Source organism: Citricoccus sp. CH26A (genome assembly GCF_000224415.1).
Classification (GTDB): Bacteria; Actinomycetota; Actinomycetes; order Actinomycetales; family Micrococcaceae; genus Citricoccus.
Genome location: NZ_AFXQ01000016.1, coordinates 1 through 18,156, shown reverse-complemented (window position 1 = coordinate 18,156; position 18,156 = coordinate 1). Strand labels below are relative to the sequence as shown.

13 protein-coding genes are annotated in these 18,156 nt (G+C 70.8%); 11 read left to right on the top strand and 2 right to left on the bottom strand.

The window, feature by feature from the left end; all coding sequences use genetic code 11:
* Positions 1-24: 24 nt before the first annotated feature.
* The 4 genes from CITRI_RS0110540 to CITRI_RS0110525 all read left to right on the top strand — a co-directional run bounded on the left by CITRI_RS0110540 (position 25) and on the right by CITRI_RS0110525 (position 3,196).
* Positions 25-696 carry an ATP-dependent Clp protease proteolytic subunit gene (locus tag CITRI_RS0110540; protein WP_010144762.1) on the top strand — a complete coding sequence of 224 codons (672 nt, stop codon included), beginning with the start codon at positions 25-27 and terminating at the stop codon, positions 694-696.
* Positions 697-881: 185 nt separating this feature from the next.
* The gene (gene clpX, locus CITRI_RS0110535) at positions 882-2,183 is read left to right on the top strand and encodes an ATP-dependent Clp protease ATP-binding subunit ClpX (RefSeq protein ID WP_010144761.1); all 1,302 of its coding nucleotides are present in this window, start codon (positions 882-884) and stop codon (positions 2,181-2,183) included.
* Positions 2,184-2,249: 66 nt separating this feature from the next.
* Positions 2,250-2,906 (top strand): DsbA family protein, encoded by a 657-nt coding sequence (locus CITRI_RS0110530; protein WP_010144759.1) that lies wholly within the window; start codon positions 2,250-2,252, stop codon positions 2,904-2,906.
* A gap of 11 nt (positions 2,907-2,917) precedes the next feature.
* Positions 2,918-3,196 (top strand): hypothetical protein, encoded by a 279-nt coding sequence (locus CITRI_RS0110525; RefSeq protein WP_010144758.1) that lies wholly within the window; start codon positions 2,918-2,920, stop codon positions 3,194-3,196.
* A 117-nt stretch (positions 3,197-3,313) separates the two neighbouring features.
* Here the strand turns inward: CITRI_RS0110525 and valS are convergent, their stop codons facing one another.
* Entirely contained in the window at positions 3,314-5,974 is a 2,661-nt protein-coding gene (gene valS, locus CITRI_RS0110520) for a valine--tRNA ligase (protein ID WP_029139234.1), read from the bottom strand.
* A gap of 90 nt (positions 5,975-6,064) precedes the next feature.
* On the opposite strand from valS, the gene CITRI_RS0110515 reads away from it, so the two are divergent.
* The 6 genes from CITRI_RS0110515 to CITRI_RS0110490 all read left to right on the top strand — a co-directional run bounded on the left by CITRI_RS0110515 (position 6,065) and on the right by CITRI_RS0110490 (position 14,056).
* Complete coding sequence (locus CITRI_RS0110515; protein WP_010144756.1) at positions 6,065-6,862, top strand: SDR family oxidoreductase; 798 nt, start codon at positions 6,065-6,067, stop codon at positions 6,860-6,862.
* Between the two features lie 367 nt (positions 6,863-7,229).
* Positions 7,230-10,697 (top strand): isoleucine--tRNA ligase, encoded by a 3,468-nt coding sequence (gene ileS, locus CITRI_RS0110510; RefSeq protein ID WP_010144755.1) that lies wholly within the window; start codon positions 7,230-7,232, stop codon positions 10,695-10,697.
* A complete protein-coding gene (locus CITRI_RS0110505) occupies positions 10,694-12,370 on the top strand; it encodes a Mur ligase family protein (protein WP_010144754.1) in 1,677 nt (558 codons plus the stop codon). The genes ileS and CITRI_RS0110505 overlap by 4 nt, the downstream gene beginning before the upstream one ends.
* Positions 12,367-12,882 (top strand): DUF4233 domain-containing protein, encoded by a 516-nt coding sequence (locus tag CITRI_RS0110500; RefSeq protein WP_010144753.1) that lies wholly within the window; start codon positions 12,367-12,369, stop codon positions 12,880-12,882. The genes CITRI_RS0110505 and CITRI_RS0110500 overlap by 4 nt, the downstream gene beginning before the upstream one ends.
* 129 nt (positions 12,883-13,011) lie before the next feature.
* A complete protein-coding gene (gene ndk / locus CITRI_RS0110495; protein ID WP_010144751.1) occupies positions 13,012-13,434 on the top strand; it encodes a nucleoside-diphosphate kinase in 423 nt (140 codons plus the stop codon).
* 70 nt (positions 13,435-13,504) lie between these two features.
* Positions 13,505-14,056 (top strand): GyrI-like domain-containing protein, encoded by a 552-nt coding sequence (locus tag CITRI_RS0110490; protein ID WP_010144750.1) that lies wholly within the window; start codon positions 13,505-13,507, stop codon positions 14,054-14,056.
* Here the strand turns inward: CITRI_RS0110490 and CITRI_RS19425 are convergent.
* Positions 14,053-14,775, bottom strand: a complete 723-nt coding sequence (locus CITRI_RS19425; RefSeq protein ID WP_010144749.1) for a vitamin K epoxide reductase family protein — start codon at positions 14,773-14,775, stop codon at positions 14,053-14,055. The genes CITRI_RS0110490 and CITRI_RS19425 overlap by 4 nt on opposite strands.
* A gap of 467 nt (positions 14,776-15,242) precedes the next feature.
* Between CITRI_RS19425 and CITRI_RS17375 the strand changes: the two genes are divergently transcribed.
* Positions 15,243-18,156 (top strand): Rne/Rng family ribonuclease (locus CITRI_RS17375; RefSeq protein ID WP_010144748.1); only part of this gene is annotated, 2,914 nt, incomplete at its 3' end.

Here is an 18,156-nt window from a genome sequence, read left to right as displayed (position 1 = left end):
CCCTTCGCCCAGGAGAGACCAGAGATGAACCACCAGTTCCCCGTCGGAATGCCCTCCGGTGCCGGCCAGCCGGTCCCGAGCAACCGCTACATCCTGCCCCAGTTCGAGGAGCGCACGCCCTACGGCTTCAAGCGGCAGGACCCCTACGCCAAGCTGTTCGAGGACCGCATCGTGTTCCTCGGCGTCCAGGTGGACGACGCAGCCGCGGACGACATCATGGCCCAGTTGCTCGTGCTGGAGTCCATGGACTCCGAGCGGGACATCACCCTGTACATCAACTCGCCGGGTGGATCCTTCACCGCGATGACGGCGATCTACGACACCATGCAGTTCATCCGTCCCGAGGTCCAGACCGTGTGCCTGGGCCAGGCAGCCTCTGCCGCCGCGGTGCTGCTGGCCGCCGGCGCCCCCGGCAAGCGGCTGGCGCTGCCCAACGCCCGTGTGCTGATCCACCAGCCGTCCATGGGCGGGGACCGTGGCACGGCCACGGACCTGCAGATCCACGCCGAGGAACTGCTGCGCATCCGCACCTGGATGGAGGAGACGCTGGCCGCGCACACGGACAAGACCGCCGAGCAGGTGCGCCAGGACATCGACCGGGACAAGTTCCTCTCGGCCGCCGGGGCCAAGGAGTACGGCCTCGTGGACGAGGTGCTGGAGTCCCGTAAGATCACCAAGCCGCAGCTGAGCAGCTGACCGGCGGCAGTGCTCCGGTCCGGTTCCGCTGAGGTTCCCGACGGCGGCCCTCACCCTGTAGGCCACGCGGCCAGGGTGGGGGCCGCCGTTGCAATCCACCGGCTTAGCCCGTCCACCCCCTAAGCTGTAATGGCAGTACCTCGGGATCCGGTCAGGATCCCACCCCCTAACGAGGAGAACCCCGTATGGCCCGCATCGGCGAGAGCGCTGACCTGCTCAAGTGCTCATTCTGTGGAAAGAGCCAGAAGCAGGTCAGGAAACTGATCGCAGGCCCCGGTGTCTACATCTGCGATGAGTGCATCGAGCTGTGCAACGAGATCATCGAGGAGGAGCTCTCCGAGGTCGCCGAGACCGCCGAGGTCGAGCTGCCCAAGCCGCGGGAGATCTACGACTTCCTCGAGGAGTACGTGATCGGCCAGACCGAGGCCAAGAGGTCCCTCGCGGTCGCCGTCTACAACCACTACAAGCGCATCCGTACCGGCCAGCAGACCAAGGAGAACTCCCTGCTGGACCGTCACGGCGAGGACTCGGAGCTGGCCGACGTCGAGGTCGGCAAGTCCAACATCCTGCTCGTCGGCCCCACCGGCTCCGGCAAGACCTATCTCGCCCAGACCCTGGCGCGCAAGCTCAACGTCCCCTTCGCCGTCGCGGACGCGACCTCCCTGACCGAGGCCGGATACGTGGGCGAGGACGTGGAGAACATCCTGCTCAAGCTCATCCAGGCCGCGGACTACGACGTCAAGAAGGCCGAGCAGGGCATCATCTACATCGACGAGATCGACAAGATCTCGCGGAAGTCCGAGAACCCCTCCATCACCCGGGACGTCTCCGGTGAGGGCGTGCAGCAGGCCCTGCTGAAGATCCTCGAGGGCACCACGGCCGCCGTCCCCCCGCAGGGTGGCCGCAAGCACCCGCACCAGGAGTTCCTGCAGATCGACACGTCGAACGTGCTGTTCATCGTGGCCGGTGCGTTCGCCGGTCTGGACGACATCATCGCCTCCCGTGCCGGCAGCAAGGGCATCGGCTTCGGCGCCCCGCTGAACACCATCGGCAAGCGGGACGTGTCCTATGCGGACGTCCGTCCCGAGGACCTGCTGAAGTTCGGGCTGATCCCGGAGTTCATCGGTCGTCTGCCCGTCATCACCACGGTGGACAACCTCGACCACGCGCAGCTCATCAGCATCCTCACCGAGCCGAGGAACGCGCTGCTGAAGCAGTACCAGAAGATGTTCCTGATGGACGGCGTGGAACTGCAGTTCGACCAGGACGCCCTGGACGCCGTGGTGGACCAGGCGGAGGACCGGGGGACCGGTGCCCGCGGTCTGCGCTCCATCATGGAGGAGGTCCTCAAGCCCGTCATGTTCGACCTGCCCTCCCGCGAGGACATCGCCACGGTGGTCATCACCGGGGACGTGGTCCGCGAGGGCGCCGAGCCGACCCTCATCTCGCAGGAAGTCCAGCGCAAGCGCCGGAATAAGTCCGCCTGAGATACGGTTGCGCCTGACAGACCCACACCCATCGATCGCCGTGGTCTGACGGCGAAGAGGAGCACAGTGACTGACCTGAAGACCGAGCCGCGCACCGAGGAGCTCGACGAGGCCACCGCCGACGTCCAGACCGTCGACTTCTGGTTCGACTGCACCTGCCCCTACGCGTGGATCACCTCTCGCTGGATGCACGAGGTCGAGGCGGTCCGTCCGATCAGTGTCCGGTGGCGCATCATGTCCCTGTCCGTGCTCAACGAGGGGCGCGACCTGGACCCGGGGTACCTGGAGGCGATGGACAGGGCCTGGCTGCCGGCCCGCGCCGCCACCCAGGTCTGGGACCGCCACGGGGACGAGGCCCTCGGGAAGTTCTACACCGCCGTCGGCACCCGCGTGCACAACGAGGGGAACAAGGACTACGAGGCCGTCATCGCCGCGGCGCTGGAGGAATTGGGACTGGACGCCGGGATCCTCGACGCCGCGAGGACCGATGTCCTGGACGAGAAGATGCGCGAGTCCCACCAGGAGGGCATCGACCAGGTGGGTGACGAGGTCGGCACCCCGGTGGTCGCCTTCAACGGCACCGCCTTCTTCGGCCCCGTGATGACCCGCATCCCCCGCGGTGAGGAGGCCGGCCGGATGTTCGACGGCGCGGTGGCCCTGGCCGAGTTCCCGTACTTCTACGAGATCAAGCGTTCCCGCACGACCAAGCCGCAGTTCGACTGAGCACGTGCGCGATGGAGGGTGAGCGGCAGGACCCGCCGGACCTGGACCGGCTGGTCGCGGCCTATGCCGCGGCTCGGGAGCGCCGCATCACCCGTGAACGCGACGCGGTGAGGCGCAGCAGGTTCACGTTCGTGCTGGTCCTGGTCGCCGTCGTGACCAGCGTGATCATGACGGGATCGTTCTCCGCCGACGGGATGGACCTGAGGCTGACCCCCCTGCTGGCCGGGACCATTGCCGCGGTCGGGCTCGGCGTCTGGATCGCGTTGCGCCGGGGCCGCCCCACCGACTGAGCCGCCGTCCTCGGCCGCCGGGGCCCTCACGGCCAGCCCCGGCGCCCCGGACGCAGACAGCACGAGCCCGGACCTGATGGTCCGCGCTCGTGCTGTCTGTATCGTCTGCCCTGGCTGTCAGGCCTCCACGGCCGCAGCCAGCTGGACCTCGGAGACCGAGACGTCCGCGTCCTCCGCCGGGGTGCCGGCCATGAGGGTCAGGTCCTGGACGTTGCCGGCGGCCTTGAGGTCCGCCAGCCCGCCGCGCAGCGAGGTGAGGCGACTCTCCGGCGCGGTCACGACGGCGGAGAGCACCTCGGTGCGCTGCTTCACCTTGGCCTCGGACTTGGCCTTCCGAATGCCGCCGAGGGCCAGGGCGACCGTGGTGAGCACGTCAGCGGTGGCACCGGTGGCGGCCGCCTCGATGCCCGCGATCTCAGCGGGCAGTCCCGGCCAGGGGGCGCGGTGCACGGAACCGGTGCGCCACCAGCCCCAGACCTCGTCCGTGGCGAAGGGCTGGAACGGGGCGAGCAGTCGCAGCAGCGCATCCAGGGTGGTGGCCAGGGTGGCGCGCACGGAGGCCTGCTCGGCCTCGCCGTGGCCCCCGTAGGCGCGGTCCTTGATCAGCTCCACGTAGTCGTCCGTGAACTGCCAGAAGAAGGACTCGGTCAGGTTCAGCGCCCGCGCGTAGTCGTAGGCCTCGAAGGCACGGGTGGACTGGGCCACCGTGTCGTAGAGGCGGACCATCAGGGAGCGGTCCAGCGCGTTGGTGATGACCTCGGCGGACCCCGCACGGGAGACCACGTCCCGCTCGGTGGCGCCCAGGTTCAGGGCGAACTTGGAGGCGTTCAGCAGCTTGATGGCCAGCCGGCGCCCGATCTTCATCTGGGCGACCTCGTAGGCGGTGTCTGCACCGAGCTTGGCGGAGGCGGCCCAGTAGCGGACGGCGTCCGAGCCGAACTCGTCCAGCACGTCGGTGGGGACCACCACGTTGCCCTTGGACTTCGACATCTTCTTCCGGTCCGGGTCCAGGATCCAGCCGGACAGGGCGGTGTGGTGCCACGGCACGGAGTCGTTGAGGGCATCGGCGCGGACCACGGTCGAGAACAGCCAGGTCCGGATGATGTCGTGGCCCTGGGGGCGCAGGTCGAACGGGAAGACGTTGCCGAAGAACTCCTCGTCCCGTCCCCACTTGCCCACGATCTGCGGGGTCAGCGAGGAGGTCGCCCAGGTGTCGAGCACGTCCGGATCGCCGGTGAACCCTCCGGCCACCCCGCGCTGGGACTCCTCGTAACCGGGCGCCGGCTCGGCCACCGGGTCCACCGGCAGCTGGTCCTCGGACGGCAGGATCGGGTGGTCGTAGTCCGGCTCCCCATGCTCGTCCAGGGGGTACCAGACCGGGATCGGGACCCCGAAGAAGCGCTGGCGGGAGACCAGCCAGTCGCCGTTGAGGCCCTCCACCCAGTTCTCGTACCGGTGCCGCATGTGCTCCGGGTGCCAGTTCAGCGACCGGCCGCGGGCCACCAGCTTCTCGCGACGCTCGGCGTCACGACCGCCGTTGCGGATGTACCACTGGCGGGAGGAGATGACCTCGAGGGGCTTGTCGCCCTTCTCGTAGAAGTTCACGGCGTGCATGATCTTCTTCGGCTCGCCGTCCATCAGCCCGGCCTCGGTCAGCGCGGCGACGACGGTCTCCTTGGCGGAGAACACGGTCTTGCCGGCCAGGGCGGCGTAGTGCTCGCGGCCGGCCTCGGTGGTGATCCATTCCGGGGTCTCGGCGTGGAACCGGCCGTCACGGCCGACCACGGTGCGGGTGGGCAGCTGCAGCTCGCGCCACCAGGTGACGTCGGTGAGATCACCGAAGGTGCACACCATGGCGATGCCGGAGCCCTTGTCCGGCTGTGCCAGCGGGTGGGCCTTGACCTCCACGGGCACCTCGAACAGGGGAGAGGTCACGAAGGTGCCGAACAGCGGCTGGTACCGCTCGTCGTCGGGATGGGCCACGAGGGCGGTGCAGGCCGGCAGCAGCTCGGGCCGGGTGGTCTCGATGTAGACCTGCTCCCCGGACGCGGTGGTGAACGGGTACCGATGGTAGGCGCCGGGGACCTCGCGGTCCTCGAGCTCGGCCTGGGCCACGGCGGTGCGGAAGGTCACGTCCCACAGGGTGGGGGCCTCGGCCAGGTAGGCGTCGCCCGTGGCCAGGTTCTGCAGGAAGGCGCGCTGGGAGACGGACCGGGAGGTGTCGTCGATCGTGCGGTAGGTCAGGGACCAGTCCACGGACAGCCCGAGGCGGGTGAACAGCCCCTCGAAGACCTTCTCGTCCTCGACCGCGAGCTCCTCGCACAGCTCGATGAAGTTCCTGCGGGAGACGACGTCCCAGTCCCGCTGGTTCTTCGCCGGCTTCTCCGGCGGGCGGTAGCCCTCGATGTAGGGCTTCGTCGGGTCGCAGCGCACGCCGTAGTAGTTCTGCACGCGGCGCTCGGTGGGCAGTCCGTTGTCGTCCCAGCCCATCGGGTAGAACACGTTCTTGCCGGTCATCCGCTGGTAGCGGGCCAGCACGTCCGTCTGGGTGTAGGAGAACATGTGGCCCACGTGCAGCGAACCGGAGGCGGTCGGCGGGGGCGTGTCGATCGAGTAGACCTCACCCCGGACGGTGTCCTCGTCGAAGGCGTAGGTGCCCTCGGCGCGCCAGCGGGCCGAGAGCTTGTCCTCCAGGCCCTCCAGGGCGGGCTTGTCCGGAACGGTCACGGCGGGGGTCGGGGAAACGGGCGTGTCTGTGCCCGGGGTCTGTTCAGCCATGTCCTCGATTGTCCCATGTCGTCCGGTCCCATCCCGCACCCACCCCGGCGGCGGCACGTCGTGCGCCGGCAGGAGACCTACAGTGGTGCCATGACCGAGACGCAGGACACACCAGAGTCAGAGCACGCGGGGCGCCACGCCGCCGTCGTGACCGGGGCATCCTCCGGGATCGGCCGCGCCACCGCCCTGCGGCTGGCCGCCGAGGGGTGGACGGTGTTCGCCGTCGCCCGCCGCGCCGCCCGCCTGCAGGCACTCGCCGAGGAGGCCGCCGGTGCGCCGGGACGGATCGTGGCGCTGCCCGCGGACGTGACGTCCGCACGGGAGATGTCCTGGGTGCGCGACCAGGTCGCGGAGAACGGCGGGGCGGACACGGTGCTGTGCATCGCCGGCGGTGCACTGGGAACGGACCGCGTGTCCGAGGGCGGGCTGGACGACTGGGACTGGATGTACCGGGTCAACGTCCAGGGCACGCTGAACACCGTGCAGGCCCTCCTGCCGATGCTCCGGGAGACCGGGCGGGGCACCGTGCTGGTGCTGACCTCGACGGCGGCGCTGGCCAGCTACGAGGGCGGCGGCGGGTACAACGCGGCCAAGATGGCCGAACACGGTCTCGTCGGGGCACTGCGCCTGGAGGAGGCCGAGCACAACGTGCGCGTGGTGGAGGTGCTGCCCGGGATGGTGCACACCGAGGAATTCACCCGGAACCGGTTGCGCGGCGACCAGGCGGCCGCGGACAGCGTCTACGCGGGCGTGGAGAAGCCCCTGACCGCCGAGGACGTGGCGGACGTCTGCGCGTATGCCGTGTCCGTGCCGCACCACGTCAACCTGGACCAGGTCGTGATGCGACCGGTCGCCCAGGCCGCCCAGTTCAAGGTGATCCGCACGTGAGGACCCGGTGACCCATGCGCGCACGACCGTGGCGTAGAATCGGCGGCAAAGCACTGACCCGGCCATCACCGGTGAGCTTCCGGAAGAACAGGCGCGTGATGCCGCCGGCGGACCCGGGTCCGCCAGGCGCCAGACGGCCCCAGTAGAACCGGACGGGTAAGCCCGTCACAGCAGTCACGAGCGGTCGTCCTGGGCCCTCGGAGCCCCCACGGCCGGCGCCCGCCGGACCCGGGCCCACCGGAACGGGACGGCAAGCAGGGTGGTACCGCGCCGCCGTCGTCTTCGGGGAACACCCCGGGAGGCGGCCAGGCGTCCTTGCAGACACGCAGCAGCACGCAGCCCACGTCGAGACAAGGACGGCCACACCGTGTACCCCCTCGCCAGTTCCGACCCGCACGCGGAGTCCCAGAACACCACCCCGGCCTCGCCGCGCTTCCCCGAGATCGAGCGGCGCATCCTGCAGTACTGGGAGCAGGACGGGACCTTCCAGGCCTCCATCGACCACCGTCCCGCCCACGGCGAGGACGGCACGCCGAACGAGTTCGTCTTCTACGACGGCCCGCCCTTCGCCAACGGCCTGCCGCACTACGGGCACCTGCTGACCGGTTACGTCAAGGACCTCGTGGCCCGCTACCAGACCCAGCAGGGCCGCCGCGTGGAGCGCCGCTTCGGCTGGGACACCCACGGGCTGCCCGCCGAGCTGGAGGCGATGAAGCAGCTGGGGATGACGGACAAGGCCCAGATCGAGGGCATGGGCATCGACGCGTTCAACGACGCCTGCCGCGCCTCGGTGCTGAAGTACACCGAGGAGTGGAAGGACTACGTCAACCGTCAGGCCCGCTGGGTCGACTTCGAGAACGACTACAAGACCCTGAACCCCGAGTTCATGGAGTCCGTGCTCTGGGCCTTCAAGACCCTGCACGACAAGGGCCTGACGTACCGCGGCTTCCGCGTGCTGCCCTACTGCTGGAAGGACGAGACCCCGCTGTCCAACCACGAGCTGCGCATGGACGAGGACGTCTACAAGTCCCGCCAGGACCCCTCCGTCACGGTGGCCTTCCCGATCACCGGCCTGCCCGCGGACGCGGGGCTGGTGCCCGCCGGCGGGGCCGACGCCGGCCTGGCCGCAGAGCTCGCCGGCGTGCGCGTGCTGGCCTGGACCACCACGCCGTGGACGCTGCCGACCAACGAGGCGCTCGTGGTGGGGCCCGAGATCACCTACGCGGTGGTCCCGGCCGGCCCGGACGCCGCGGAGGACGTTGCCGGTCACCGGTACCTGCTGGCCCAGGACCTGCTCGGCGCGCACGCCCGGGAGCTGGGTTACGCCGACGCCGGTGCGATCACCGAGGCGGTGACGGTCACCTACCCCGGCACCCGGCTGGGCGGACTGCAGTACGAGCCGCTGTTCACCTACTTCGCGGACGTCGAGGCCTACGGCACCGGTCAGGCGTGGCGGCTGCTCGTGGATGACTACGTCTCCACCGACGACGGCACCGGCGTGGTCCACCAGGCCCCCGCCTACGGTGAGGACGACCAGCGGGTCTGCGAGGCCAACGGCATCCCGGTCATCCTCTCGGTGGACGAGGGCGCCCGGTTCCTGCCGCTGTTCGGGGACGAGGCCCGCGGTGACGGCGTGCTCAAGGACATCGCCGGCGTCCAGGCGTTCGAGGCGAACCGGACCATCATCCGGGCGCTGCGCGCGGCCGGGAAGCTGGTCAAGGAGGCCTCCTACGAGCACTCCTACCCGCACTGCTGGCGCTGCCGCACCCCGCTGATCTACCGCGCCATCACCTCCTGGTACGTCTCCGTCACCTCGTTCAAGGACCGGATGGTCGAGCTCAACGAGCAGATCACCTGGATCCCGGAGAACGTCAAGCACGGCCAGTTCGGCAAGTGGCTGGAGAACGCCCGGGACTGGTCCATCTCCCGCAACCGGTACTGGGGCTCGCCGATCCCGGTGTGGGAGTCCGACCACCCGGACTACCCGCGCCAGGAGGTCTACGGCTCGCTCGCCGAGCTCGAGGAGGCCTTCGGCCGGCTGCCGCGCAACGCCGCCGGCGAGGTGGACCTGCACCGGCCCTGGATCGACGACCTGACCCGCCCGCACCCCGACCCGGAGGCCGCCGCCGCCGGGGCGACGATGCGCCGCGTCGAGGACGTCCTGGACGTCTGGTTCGACTCCGGCTCGATGCCGTACGCCCAGGTGCACTACCCGTTCGAGAACCGCGAGTGGTTCGACGGTGGCCATAACCCCGCCGACTTCATCGTGGAGTACATCGGCCAGACCCGCGGCTGGTTCTACACCATGCACGTGCTGGCCACCGCCCTGTTCGACCGGCCCGCGTTCTCCAACGTCATCAGCCACGGGATCGTGCTCGGCTCGGACGGGCAGAAGATGTCCAAGTCCCTGAAGAACTACCCGGACGTCTCGGAGGTCCTGGACCGCGACGGCTCCGACGCGATGCGCTGGTTCCTCATGGCCTCCCCGATCCTGCGCGGCGGCAACCTGGTCGTCACGGAGGAGGGCATCCGCGAGGGCACCCGCCAGGTGCTGCTGCCCGCCTGGAACGTGTGGCACTTCTTCAGCCTCTACGCCAACTCCTCCGTGGACGGCGGCAAGCGGCCCGAGGGCTACCGTGCCCAGGCCCGGTACGAGTCCACCGACCCGCTGGACCAGTACATCCTGGCCGCCACGGCGCGCATGCTCAGTGAGGTCAAGTCCGGACTGGACGCCTACGAGGTCTCGGACGCCACGGAGGCGCTGCGCGTCTACATGGACACCATGACCAACTGGTACGTGCGCCGGTCCCGCCAGCGGTTCTTCGACGAGGACACCCAGGCCCTGGACGTCCTGTACACCTGCCTCGAGGCCTTCTGCCGGGCCGCGGCCCCGCTGATGCCGCTGGTCTCGGAGGAGATCTGGCGCGGGCTGACCGGTGGCCGTTCGGTACACCTGACCGACTACCCGGACCCGGCACCGTTCCTGTCCGGCTTCGCGTCGACGGAGGAGGCCGAGCGGCTGGTGGAGCGGATGGAGACGGTGCGCCGCATCGCCTCGGCCGGTTCATCCCTGCGCAAGGGGGCCAAGCGGCGGGTGCGCCTGCCGCTGCAGTCCCTGACCGTCGTCGTGCCCGACGCCGCCGGGCTCGCGGGCCCTTACGCGGACATCATCCGGGACGAGCTGAACCTGAAGTCCGTGGACCTGCAGGACGCGGGCGAGGTCTCCGCCGCGGACTACGGCATCAGCCAGTCCCTGGCGGTCAACGCCCGGGCCGCCGGACCGCGGCTGGGCAAGCAGGTCCAGGCCGTCATCAAGGCCGCGAAGTCCGGTGACTGGCGGCTCGAGGAGGACGGCACGGTGGTGGCCGGCGGTATCGAGCTGGCCGAGGGGGAGTACTCCCTGCAGACCACCGTGGGCGCCCCGGCCGGTGCGGACGGTGCCTCCGGCGGCGGGGGCGCGTCCGACGAGCGCGCCGTCGCCGTGGTGCCCGGTGGCTTCCTGGTCCTGGACACGTCCGTGTCCGCGGAGCTGGCCGCCGAGGGCACGGCACGGGACGTGGTCCGTGCCGTGCAGTCGGCCCGCAAGGACGCCGGACTGGAGGTCTCGGACCGGGTGCGGACCGTGATCACCGGACCGGCCGCCGTCGTGCAGGCCGTGGACGCACACCGGGACCTGGTCTCGGGCGAGACCCTGACCGTGGAGCTGGTGCTGGAGGACTCCGGTGCCGCGGACCCGCGCCAGGACCCGGCCGAGGACGCCACCAGGACCGTCCAGGTCGCGGTCGCCCCGGTCGCCGCCGTCGCCGGGGCCGTGACCACCGGGGGCGACGCGTGAGCGCCGCCGTTGCCGGCGGTGCGGCCGGTGGGGGACCCCGGACGGTCGAGGCCGTCTACCGGGACCTGCTCGCCCGGGCCCCGGAGAACAAGATGGAACCGCGCATGGCGCCGCTCTGGCGGGCCATGGAACTGCTCGGCGAGCCCCAGAAGGCCGCCCCGGTCATCCACCTGACCGGGACCAACGGCAAGACCTCCACCGCGCGGATCATCGAGTCCGTGCTGCGGGCGTACGGGTTGCGGACCGGGCGGTACACCTCGCCGCACCTGACGTCCGTGACCGAGCGGATCAGCATCGACGGCGCCCCGGTGCCGAACGAGACGTTCGTGCGGATCTGGAACGAGATCCTGCCGGTGGTCCAGGTCGTGGACTCCGAGCTGGAGGCGGCGGGGGAGAACCGGCTGACCTACTTCGAGTGCGTGACCATCCTGGGCTTCGCCGTGTTCGCGGACGAGCCGGTGGACGTGGTGGTGCTCGAGGTGGGCCTGGGCGGCATCACCGATGCCACCAACGTGGCCGACGGCGTGGTCTCCGTGGTGACGCCGATCTCCGCGGACCACACCGACCTGCTGGGGGACACCGACGCCGAGATCGCCCGGGAGAAGGCCGGGATCATCAAGCCCGGTGGCTTCCTCGTCTCGGCCGCCCAGGACCCGGACGCAGCGCAGGTGCTGCTGGACGCGGCGCGTGCCGTGGACGCCCCGTTCCGGTTCGAGGGGGTGGACTTCGGCGTGGAGTCCCGCTCGGTGGCGGTCGGCGGCCAGCAGGTCACCGTGCAGGGCATCGCCGGGCGCTACCCGGACCTGACCCTGCCGCTGCACGGAGAGCACCAGGCCGAGAACCTGGCGGTGGCCGTGGCGGCGCTGGAGGCCTTCTTCGGCGGCGAGCGGGAACTGGAGTCCGGGCTGCTGCAGGAGGGCGTGGGCGCCGTGTCCACGCCGGGCCGGATGGAGGTGGTGCGCACCGCGCCGACCCTCGTGGTCGATGCCGCCCACAATCCCGCCGGGATCGCCGCCACCGCCAAGGCCCTGCAGGAGGCCTTCGGCTTCGAGAAGCTGGTGCTGGTAGTGGGCATCCTGCAGGAGAAGGACGCGCTGGAGATGCTGACCGTGCTCTACCGGCAGTTCGGGGACCTGGTCGAGGACCTCTGCCTGACCCAGTCGGACTCGCCCCGAGCGATCCCTGCGGGAGAACTGGCCCAGACCGCGCTGGACGCGGGCTGGCCCGAGGACGACGTCCACGCCACCGAGTCCATCCCGGACGCCCTGGAGTGGGCCGTGGGCCGGGCGGAGGCCACCGAGGGCGCCGGTGCCGGAACCGGTGGAGGCGTGCTCGTGACCGGGTCCATCACCCTGGTGGCCGAGGTGCGCGAGCTGCTCGGCGCCCCGGCGGCCGAGGCGGCGATGCCCGGGGCCCCCGGGGTGGTCCCGGTGGCACCCGGGGTCGAGGTGTTCGCGGACATGGGCCTGGAACTCGGTGACGGCCTGGACGAGGACGAGGACGACGAGGACATCTTCGCCGACGACACCTACGGCCTCGCCGAGGCGGAGGCGGGCGACGGTTCCGCCCGCGCCGGGCGCCCGGCGCGGTCCGCGGGGCAGGATGACGACACCTTCGGCGTCGAGGAGGCCGGGCACGATGACGACTCGAGGGATCGGGGGAGGACGACGTGAGCGACCAGCAGTCCGGACAGGCCGGCCCGCCCGCTGACGGCGCCCCGGAGCAACCCGGCCGCGAGTCCTGGCGGCCCGCCCGCGAGACGAGGGCCCAACGGGAGTGGAAGCCCGGCCAGGTGAAGAAGGCCCGCTCCATCCGTGCCACCTTCACCTCGAGCGTGCTCGTCCTGGAGGCGCTGGTCCTGGTGCTCTTCGGACTGGCCCTGTTCGGCGTCCACCGGGGGGAGCCCCAGGCCGGCTGGATCCTGGGGGTCTCCCTGGTCCTCGCCGTCGTCGCGATCCTCACCTGTGCCCTGGTCCGCAAGCCGGTGGGCATCTGGATCGGCTGGGGCCTGCAGGTGGTCCTGCTGCTCGGGGTCTTCCTGGAGTACACGATGGTGATCATCGGGGTCGGCTTCGGCCTCGCGTGGTGGTACGCCGTCACCAAGGGCGGCCAGATCGACCGCGAGAACCGCCGGCGGGCCGAGGCGGAGGCCCGCTGGCGCGCCGAGCACCCGGATGCCGAGTGAACCTGCGGTCCGTGGCGGATGGATGCGCGAGGCCCTCTCGGGGGACCGTTAGGGTTGACCTGACGGCCAGCGGGCATCCTCCGACTGGCCCCCGCCCATGTCCATGACCGAATCCACCCAGGAGCGATTGTGACCACTCACCCCGAAGAGACCCTCGTCCTCATCAAGCCGGACGGCGTCGCCCGCAACCTCACCGGACAGATCCTGGCCCGCATCGAGGCCAAGGGCTACGTCATCGCCGACCTGAAGATGCAGGTCCCGACCCGCGAGATGCTGGTCCGGCACTACGAGGAGCACGAGGGCAAGCCGTTCTTCGAGCCGCTGGTCGAGTTCATGGGGTCCGGTCCGGTCGTGGCCGTGCGCGTCCAGGGCCACCGGGTCATCGAGGGCTTCCGCTCCCTGGCCGGGGCCACCGAGCCGACCACGGCCGCGCCGGGGACCATCCGCGGTGACCTCGGCCGCGACTGGGGCGAGTCCGTCCAGAAGAACCTGGTCCACGGCTCGGACTCCACGCTCTCCGCCGAGCGCGAGCTGGAGATCTGGTTCGCCTGACCGCGCGTCGGCGGGGCACGGCGCCGGAGGGGAGTGGCCGCACGGCCACCCTGATCCCTAGGATCGCTCCATGAGCACCCAGCCCGATGCCCCGTACTTCCTGGGCGGCCCGTACCGCGAACTCACGGTCCTCGACGCCCCGGAGGTCCCCACCGTGGTCAACGTGGCCAGGGACTATCCGATGGACCGGATGGCGGAGATCTTCGACTCCACGTTCAGCGCACTGGTCCCCGCGCTCGGCGAACAGGGGATCCAGCCGGTGGGTCCGCCCTTCGCCCTGCACACCCGAATGCCCACGGATACGGTGGACTTCGAGGTCGGTGTCCCCGTGGACCGCCCGCTCTCAGGCGCGAGGACCACGGGGCCCGGCCCGACCCTGTCGCCCTCGCGGCTGCCGGGGGGCCGGATCGCCGTCATCTCCCACCTTGGTCCCTACGACGGGCTCGGGGAGGCCTGGGCGCGCTTCATGCAGGCCGTGGCGGACTCCGGCCACCAGCCCGCCCTGCCCTTCTGGGAGGTCTACGTGACCGAGCCCAGCCCGGACGCCGATCCCTCGACGATGCGCACGGACCTGGTCACCCTGCTGGCCGTCCGGGAGGGCGCTGAGCGCCCTCCCGCCTAGAAGAAGGCGTTGGAGAACCGGAGCATGATCGAGGCCAGCACGCCCACGTAGAGCAGGGCGATGATCGGCCAGGACCACTCGGCGGCGAACGTCCGCACCCCGGCCGGTGCGGGGATCACGCCGTATTGCAGGTTGCGCGAGGTGAGCAGTACGAACATCGGGATCATCATGGCCCAGACCACCATGCAGTAGAGGCACAGGATGTTGATCTCGTAGACGGCCTGGCTCCACAGCCACACGCAGAACGCGAAGCCGAGCAGCACGCCGACGTTCATCCCGATCCAGTACCAGCGACGGAACCGGGCCCCGGCGAACAGGGCCATGGCGATGGTGATGATGATCGAGAACGCCACGAGGCCGATGAACTGGTTGGGGAAGCCGAACAGCTGGGACTGCCAGGTCTTCATGACCTCGCCGCAGGAGACCCACGGGTTGATGTCGCAGCTGGTGACGTGACTGGGATCGTTCCACAGCATCACCCGCTCGGCCACCAGCACGACCGTGCCGTACATCCCGATCAACCCGGTGACCAGCAGCATCCAGGCGGTCCCCAGCGGGCGGGCGTACCAGCTCGGCCGGCGGTCCTCGGCGGTCCCGGCGTCGTCGCCCCCGGTGGGCGCTCCGTCGTCCCCGGACCGGAGGCCGGGTTCCAGGCTCGCGTCGTGGCCGGGATCGTGGTCGGACCCGGGATGGGAGGTCTGTGGCGCGTGGGAGTTCACTCGACCATGGTATGACCCCTCGGTACGGCGCCGGGATCCGGTGCCCGGATTCCGCACCGTGATCCCGCTGATCTGGCCCGCCGTGTGAGAGAATGATCGGTGACCCACCGGTGGCCACACCATCGGCAGGGTCCATCGGACGGCCACCGGGCCGGCGGCACAGGACTGGGGCAGTGTAGGAAGACTGTCCGGCTGGAGGGACGCGGACCGCGCGTCCCCGGCCATACGAGAGCCGCTTCCGGCACGTGTCACTGCGCGTGAGACCGGGCAGGCGTCCGATGGTTCCGGCCTTGCGCGTCCGCATCCAGCGGAGACCAGGGACCCGGTTCACCTCAGACTTTTTGGAGTCCGTCGACGGCGGCACCCCGAGCACCGCACCGGCGGATCGGGGGCAACGCCACCGGGAACGGACCTGGCCGCCCTGTGGGCGCGAGTGTGGCGTGCCGGCAGGGCAGGAGGTGCTGTCCATGGCAGCCAACGATCGAGACCACGCAGAATCCACCGAAGCCCTCGAACCCGGTGGGACCGCCGAGAGCATCGAGAACCCCGAGAACACCGTGACCCCCGAGGTCACCCCGCAGGCCGGCGCCGCAGGGACGTCGTCGGCCGCCCAGCCGGCGCAGGACGCCGCGGGCGCCGCCGGAACCCTGGAGACCCCCACGGCGGATGCCGCCGAGCAGGAGACGCCCGTCACGGCCGCACCCGTCGACCCGGAGGCCCCGGCCGATTCCGCTCCTGCAGACGAGGCGGAGACGACGGCCGAGACCGACGCGCCGGACCCCCGGGCTGCGGCTGAGCAGGAAGCCTCGGAAGCCCCGGAAGCCCCGGCCTCCGAGGCCGCGACGGCCACCAAACGGCCGGAGGGCGAGGCCTCCGGCGACGGGGACGCCGAGGACGAGGACGCCGAGCCGGACCAGGCGGATCCCTTCGCCGTGCCCGCCGACCCGCTGGCACTGATCTTCCAGGCGCCGGACCTCTCGGCCCTCCCGCCGGTTCCGACTCGGCGCCGTGACCGCGATGACCGGGATGCCGACGAGGGCCTCAAGGATGCGGATGACCGTGAGGCCCGTGACTCCCGTGACTCCGGTGACGGCGGTGACGACCAGGGTGACGAAGAGGCCGAGGGGCGCTCGTCCGGTTCGCGCCGGTCCCGCCGCCGGCGCTCCCGGGGCCGCACTGGCGGCGGGGCCGCACAGGACTCCCGGGACGCAGAGGCCGGCGGCCGGGACGATGACACCTCCACCGCAGGGGACGGCGAGACGTCCGAGGACGAGCGCGGCGGTGACGGCAACGGGGACGGCTCGGGCACGCGCCGTCGTCGCCGGCGCCGCCGCGGAGACGTGGACATGGAGCTGGAGGGCGGCTCGGACGACGACCCGGAGAACACCGTCACCCGGGTCCGTGCCCCCCGTCAGTCCGCCGCCGCGGCGACCGGCCCGCAGGGCGTGACGAGCCTGAAGGGCTCCACCCGGCTGGAGGCCAAGCGCCAGCGCCGGCGCGAGTCCCGTTCCGGGGGGCGCCAGCGCCGCCACGTCATCACCGAGGCCGAGTTCCTGGCCCGCCGCGAGTCCGTGGACCGCAAGATGCTGGTCCGCCAGCGCGAGCAGCGGATCCAGATCGCGGTGATGGAGGACGGCGTGCTCGCGGAGCACTTCGTCTCCAACACCACGCAGGACTCGATGATCGGCAACGTCTACCTGGGCAAGGTGCAGAACGTGCTGCCGTCCATGGAGGCCGCGTTCGTGGACATCGGCCGGGGCCGCAACGCCGTGCTGTACGCCGGTGAGGTCAACTGGGATGCCGCCAACCTCGAGGGCAAGGCCCGCAAGATCGAGAACGCCCTGAAGTCCGGGGACTCCGTGCTGGTCCAGGTCACCAAGGACCCGGTGGGCCACAAGGGTGCGCGCCTGACCAGCCAGATCTCCCTGCCGGGGCGGTACCTCGTGTACGTGCCGGGTGGCTCGATGACGGGCATCTCCCGCAAGCTCCCCGACGTGGAGCGGTCTCGCCTGAAGAAGATCCTCAAGGACCACCTGCCGGAGAACGCCGGCGTGATCGTGCGCACCGCTGCCGAGGGCACCTCGGAGCAGGAGCTGATGAACGACATCAACCGCCTGCGCGCCCAGTGGGAGGGCATCGAGGCGAAGTCGAGGTCCACCAAGACCCTGGCCCCCGAGCTGCTGTACTCGGAGCCGGACCTGACCATCAAGGTGGTCCGGGACGTGTTCAACGAGGACTTCTCCGGGATGGTCGTCCAGGGCCCCGAGGTCTGGGACAACATCGAGGCCTATGTCACCTACGTGGCCCCGCACCTGCTGGACCGGCTCTCGCAGTGGAAGCCCGAGGACCACGGCGGCGAGGACCTGTTCGCGTCCCACCGGATCGACGAGCAGCTGCACAAGGCGCTCGAGCGCAAGGTCTTCCTGCCCTCGGGCGGTTCGCTGGTGATCGACCGCACCGAGGCGATGACCGTGGTGGACGTCAACACCGGCAAGTTCACCGGCTCCGGCGGCAACCTGGAGGAGACGGTCACCAAGAACAACCTCGAGGCCGCGGAGGAGATCGTCCGCCAGCTGCGCCTGCGGGACATCGGCGGCATCATCGTCATCGACTTCATCGACATGGTCCTCGAGTCCAACCGTGACCTCGTGCTGCGCCGGATGGTGGAGTGCCTCGGCCGGGACCGCACCAAGCACCAGGTCGCCGAGGTCACCTCGCTGGGCCTGGTCCAGATGACGCGCAAGCGCATGGGCACCGGCCTGGTGGAGATCTTCTCCGAGACCTGCGAGCAGTGCAACGGCCGCGGCATCATCATCCACGACGTCCCCGTGGAGCACCGCCGCGCCCACAACTCCCAGGGCGAGCCCCGTTCCGGTGGGGGCGGCGGAGGCGGGGCGGTGCCGCCGCGGACACCGGCGACGCCGGCCGCAAGTCCTCGCGCAGCGAGCGGCGGCGCCGCAGCCGTGAACGCCAGGCCGAGCGTGAGCGCGAGGAGCTGCAGGAGGCACCGGTCGAGCAGCAGCTCAGCCCGGAGGAGGAAGCCGAGCGCAAGGCCCGCGCCGAGGCCGCACGGGCCGCCCTGCGCAACATCGCCGCGGCCACCCAGCACGCCCACGATCCGGCCGGAACGGACCAGGCGGGAGAGGCCACCGGGTCTGCCGAGACCACGGGGGCGGCGGAGTCCGCGCAGCCCGCGACGTCGGCCGACGCCGCCCAGCCCGCGGCACCGGCCAGCGGTTCCGGCCGCCGCCGGTCCCGGCGTGCCGGCAGCGACCAGGGCCAGCCGGGCCGGCAGGGTGACCAGGCCCAGCAGTCCGAGGACGACCGCGCGGTCGCCGCGGGGCAGCCGGCCGACGCCGCGCCGGTCGCCGAGCAGGCCGA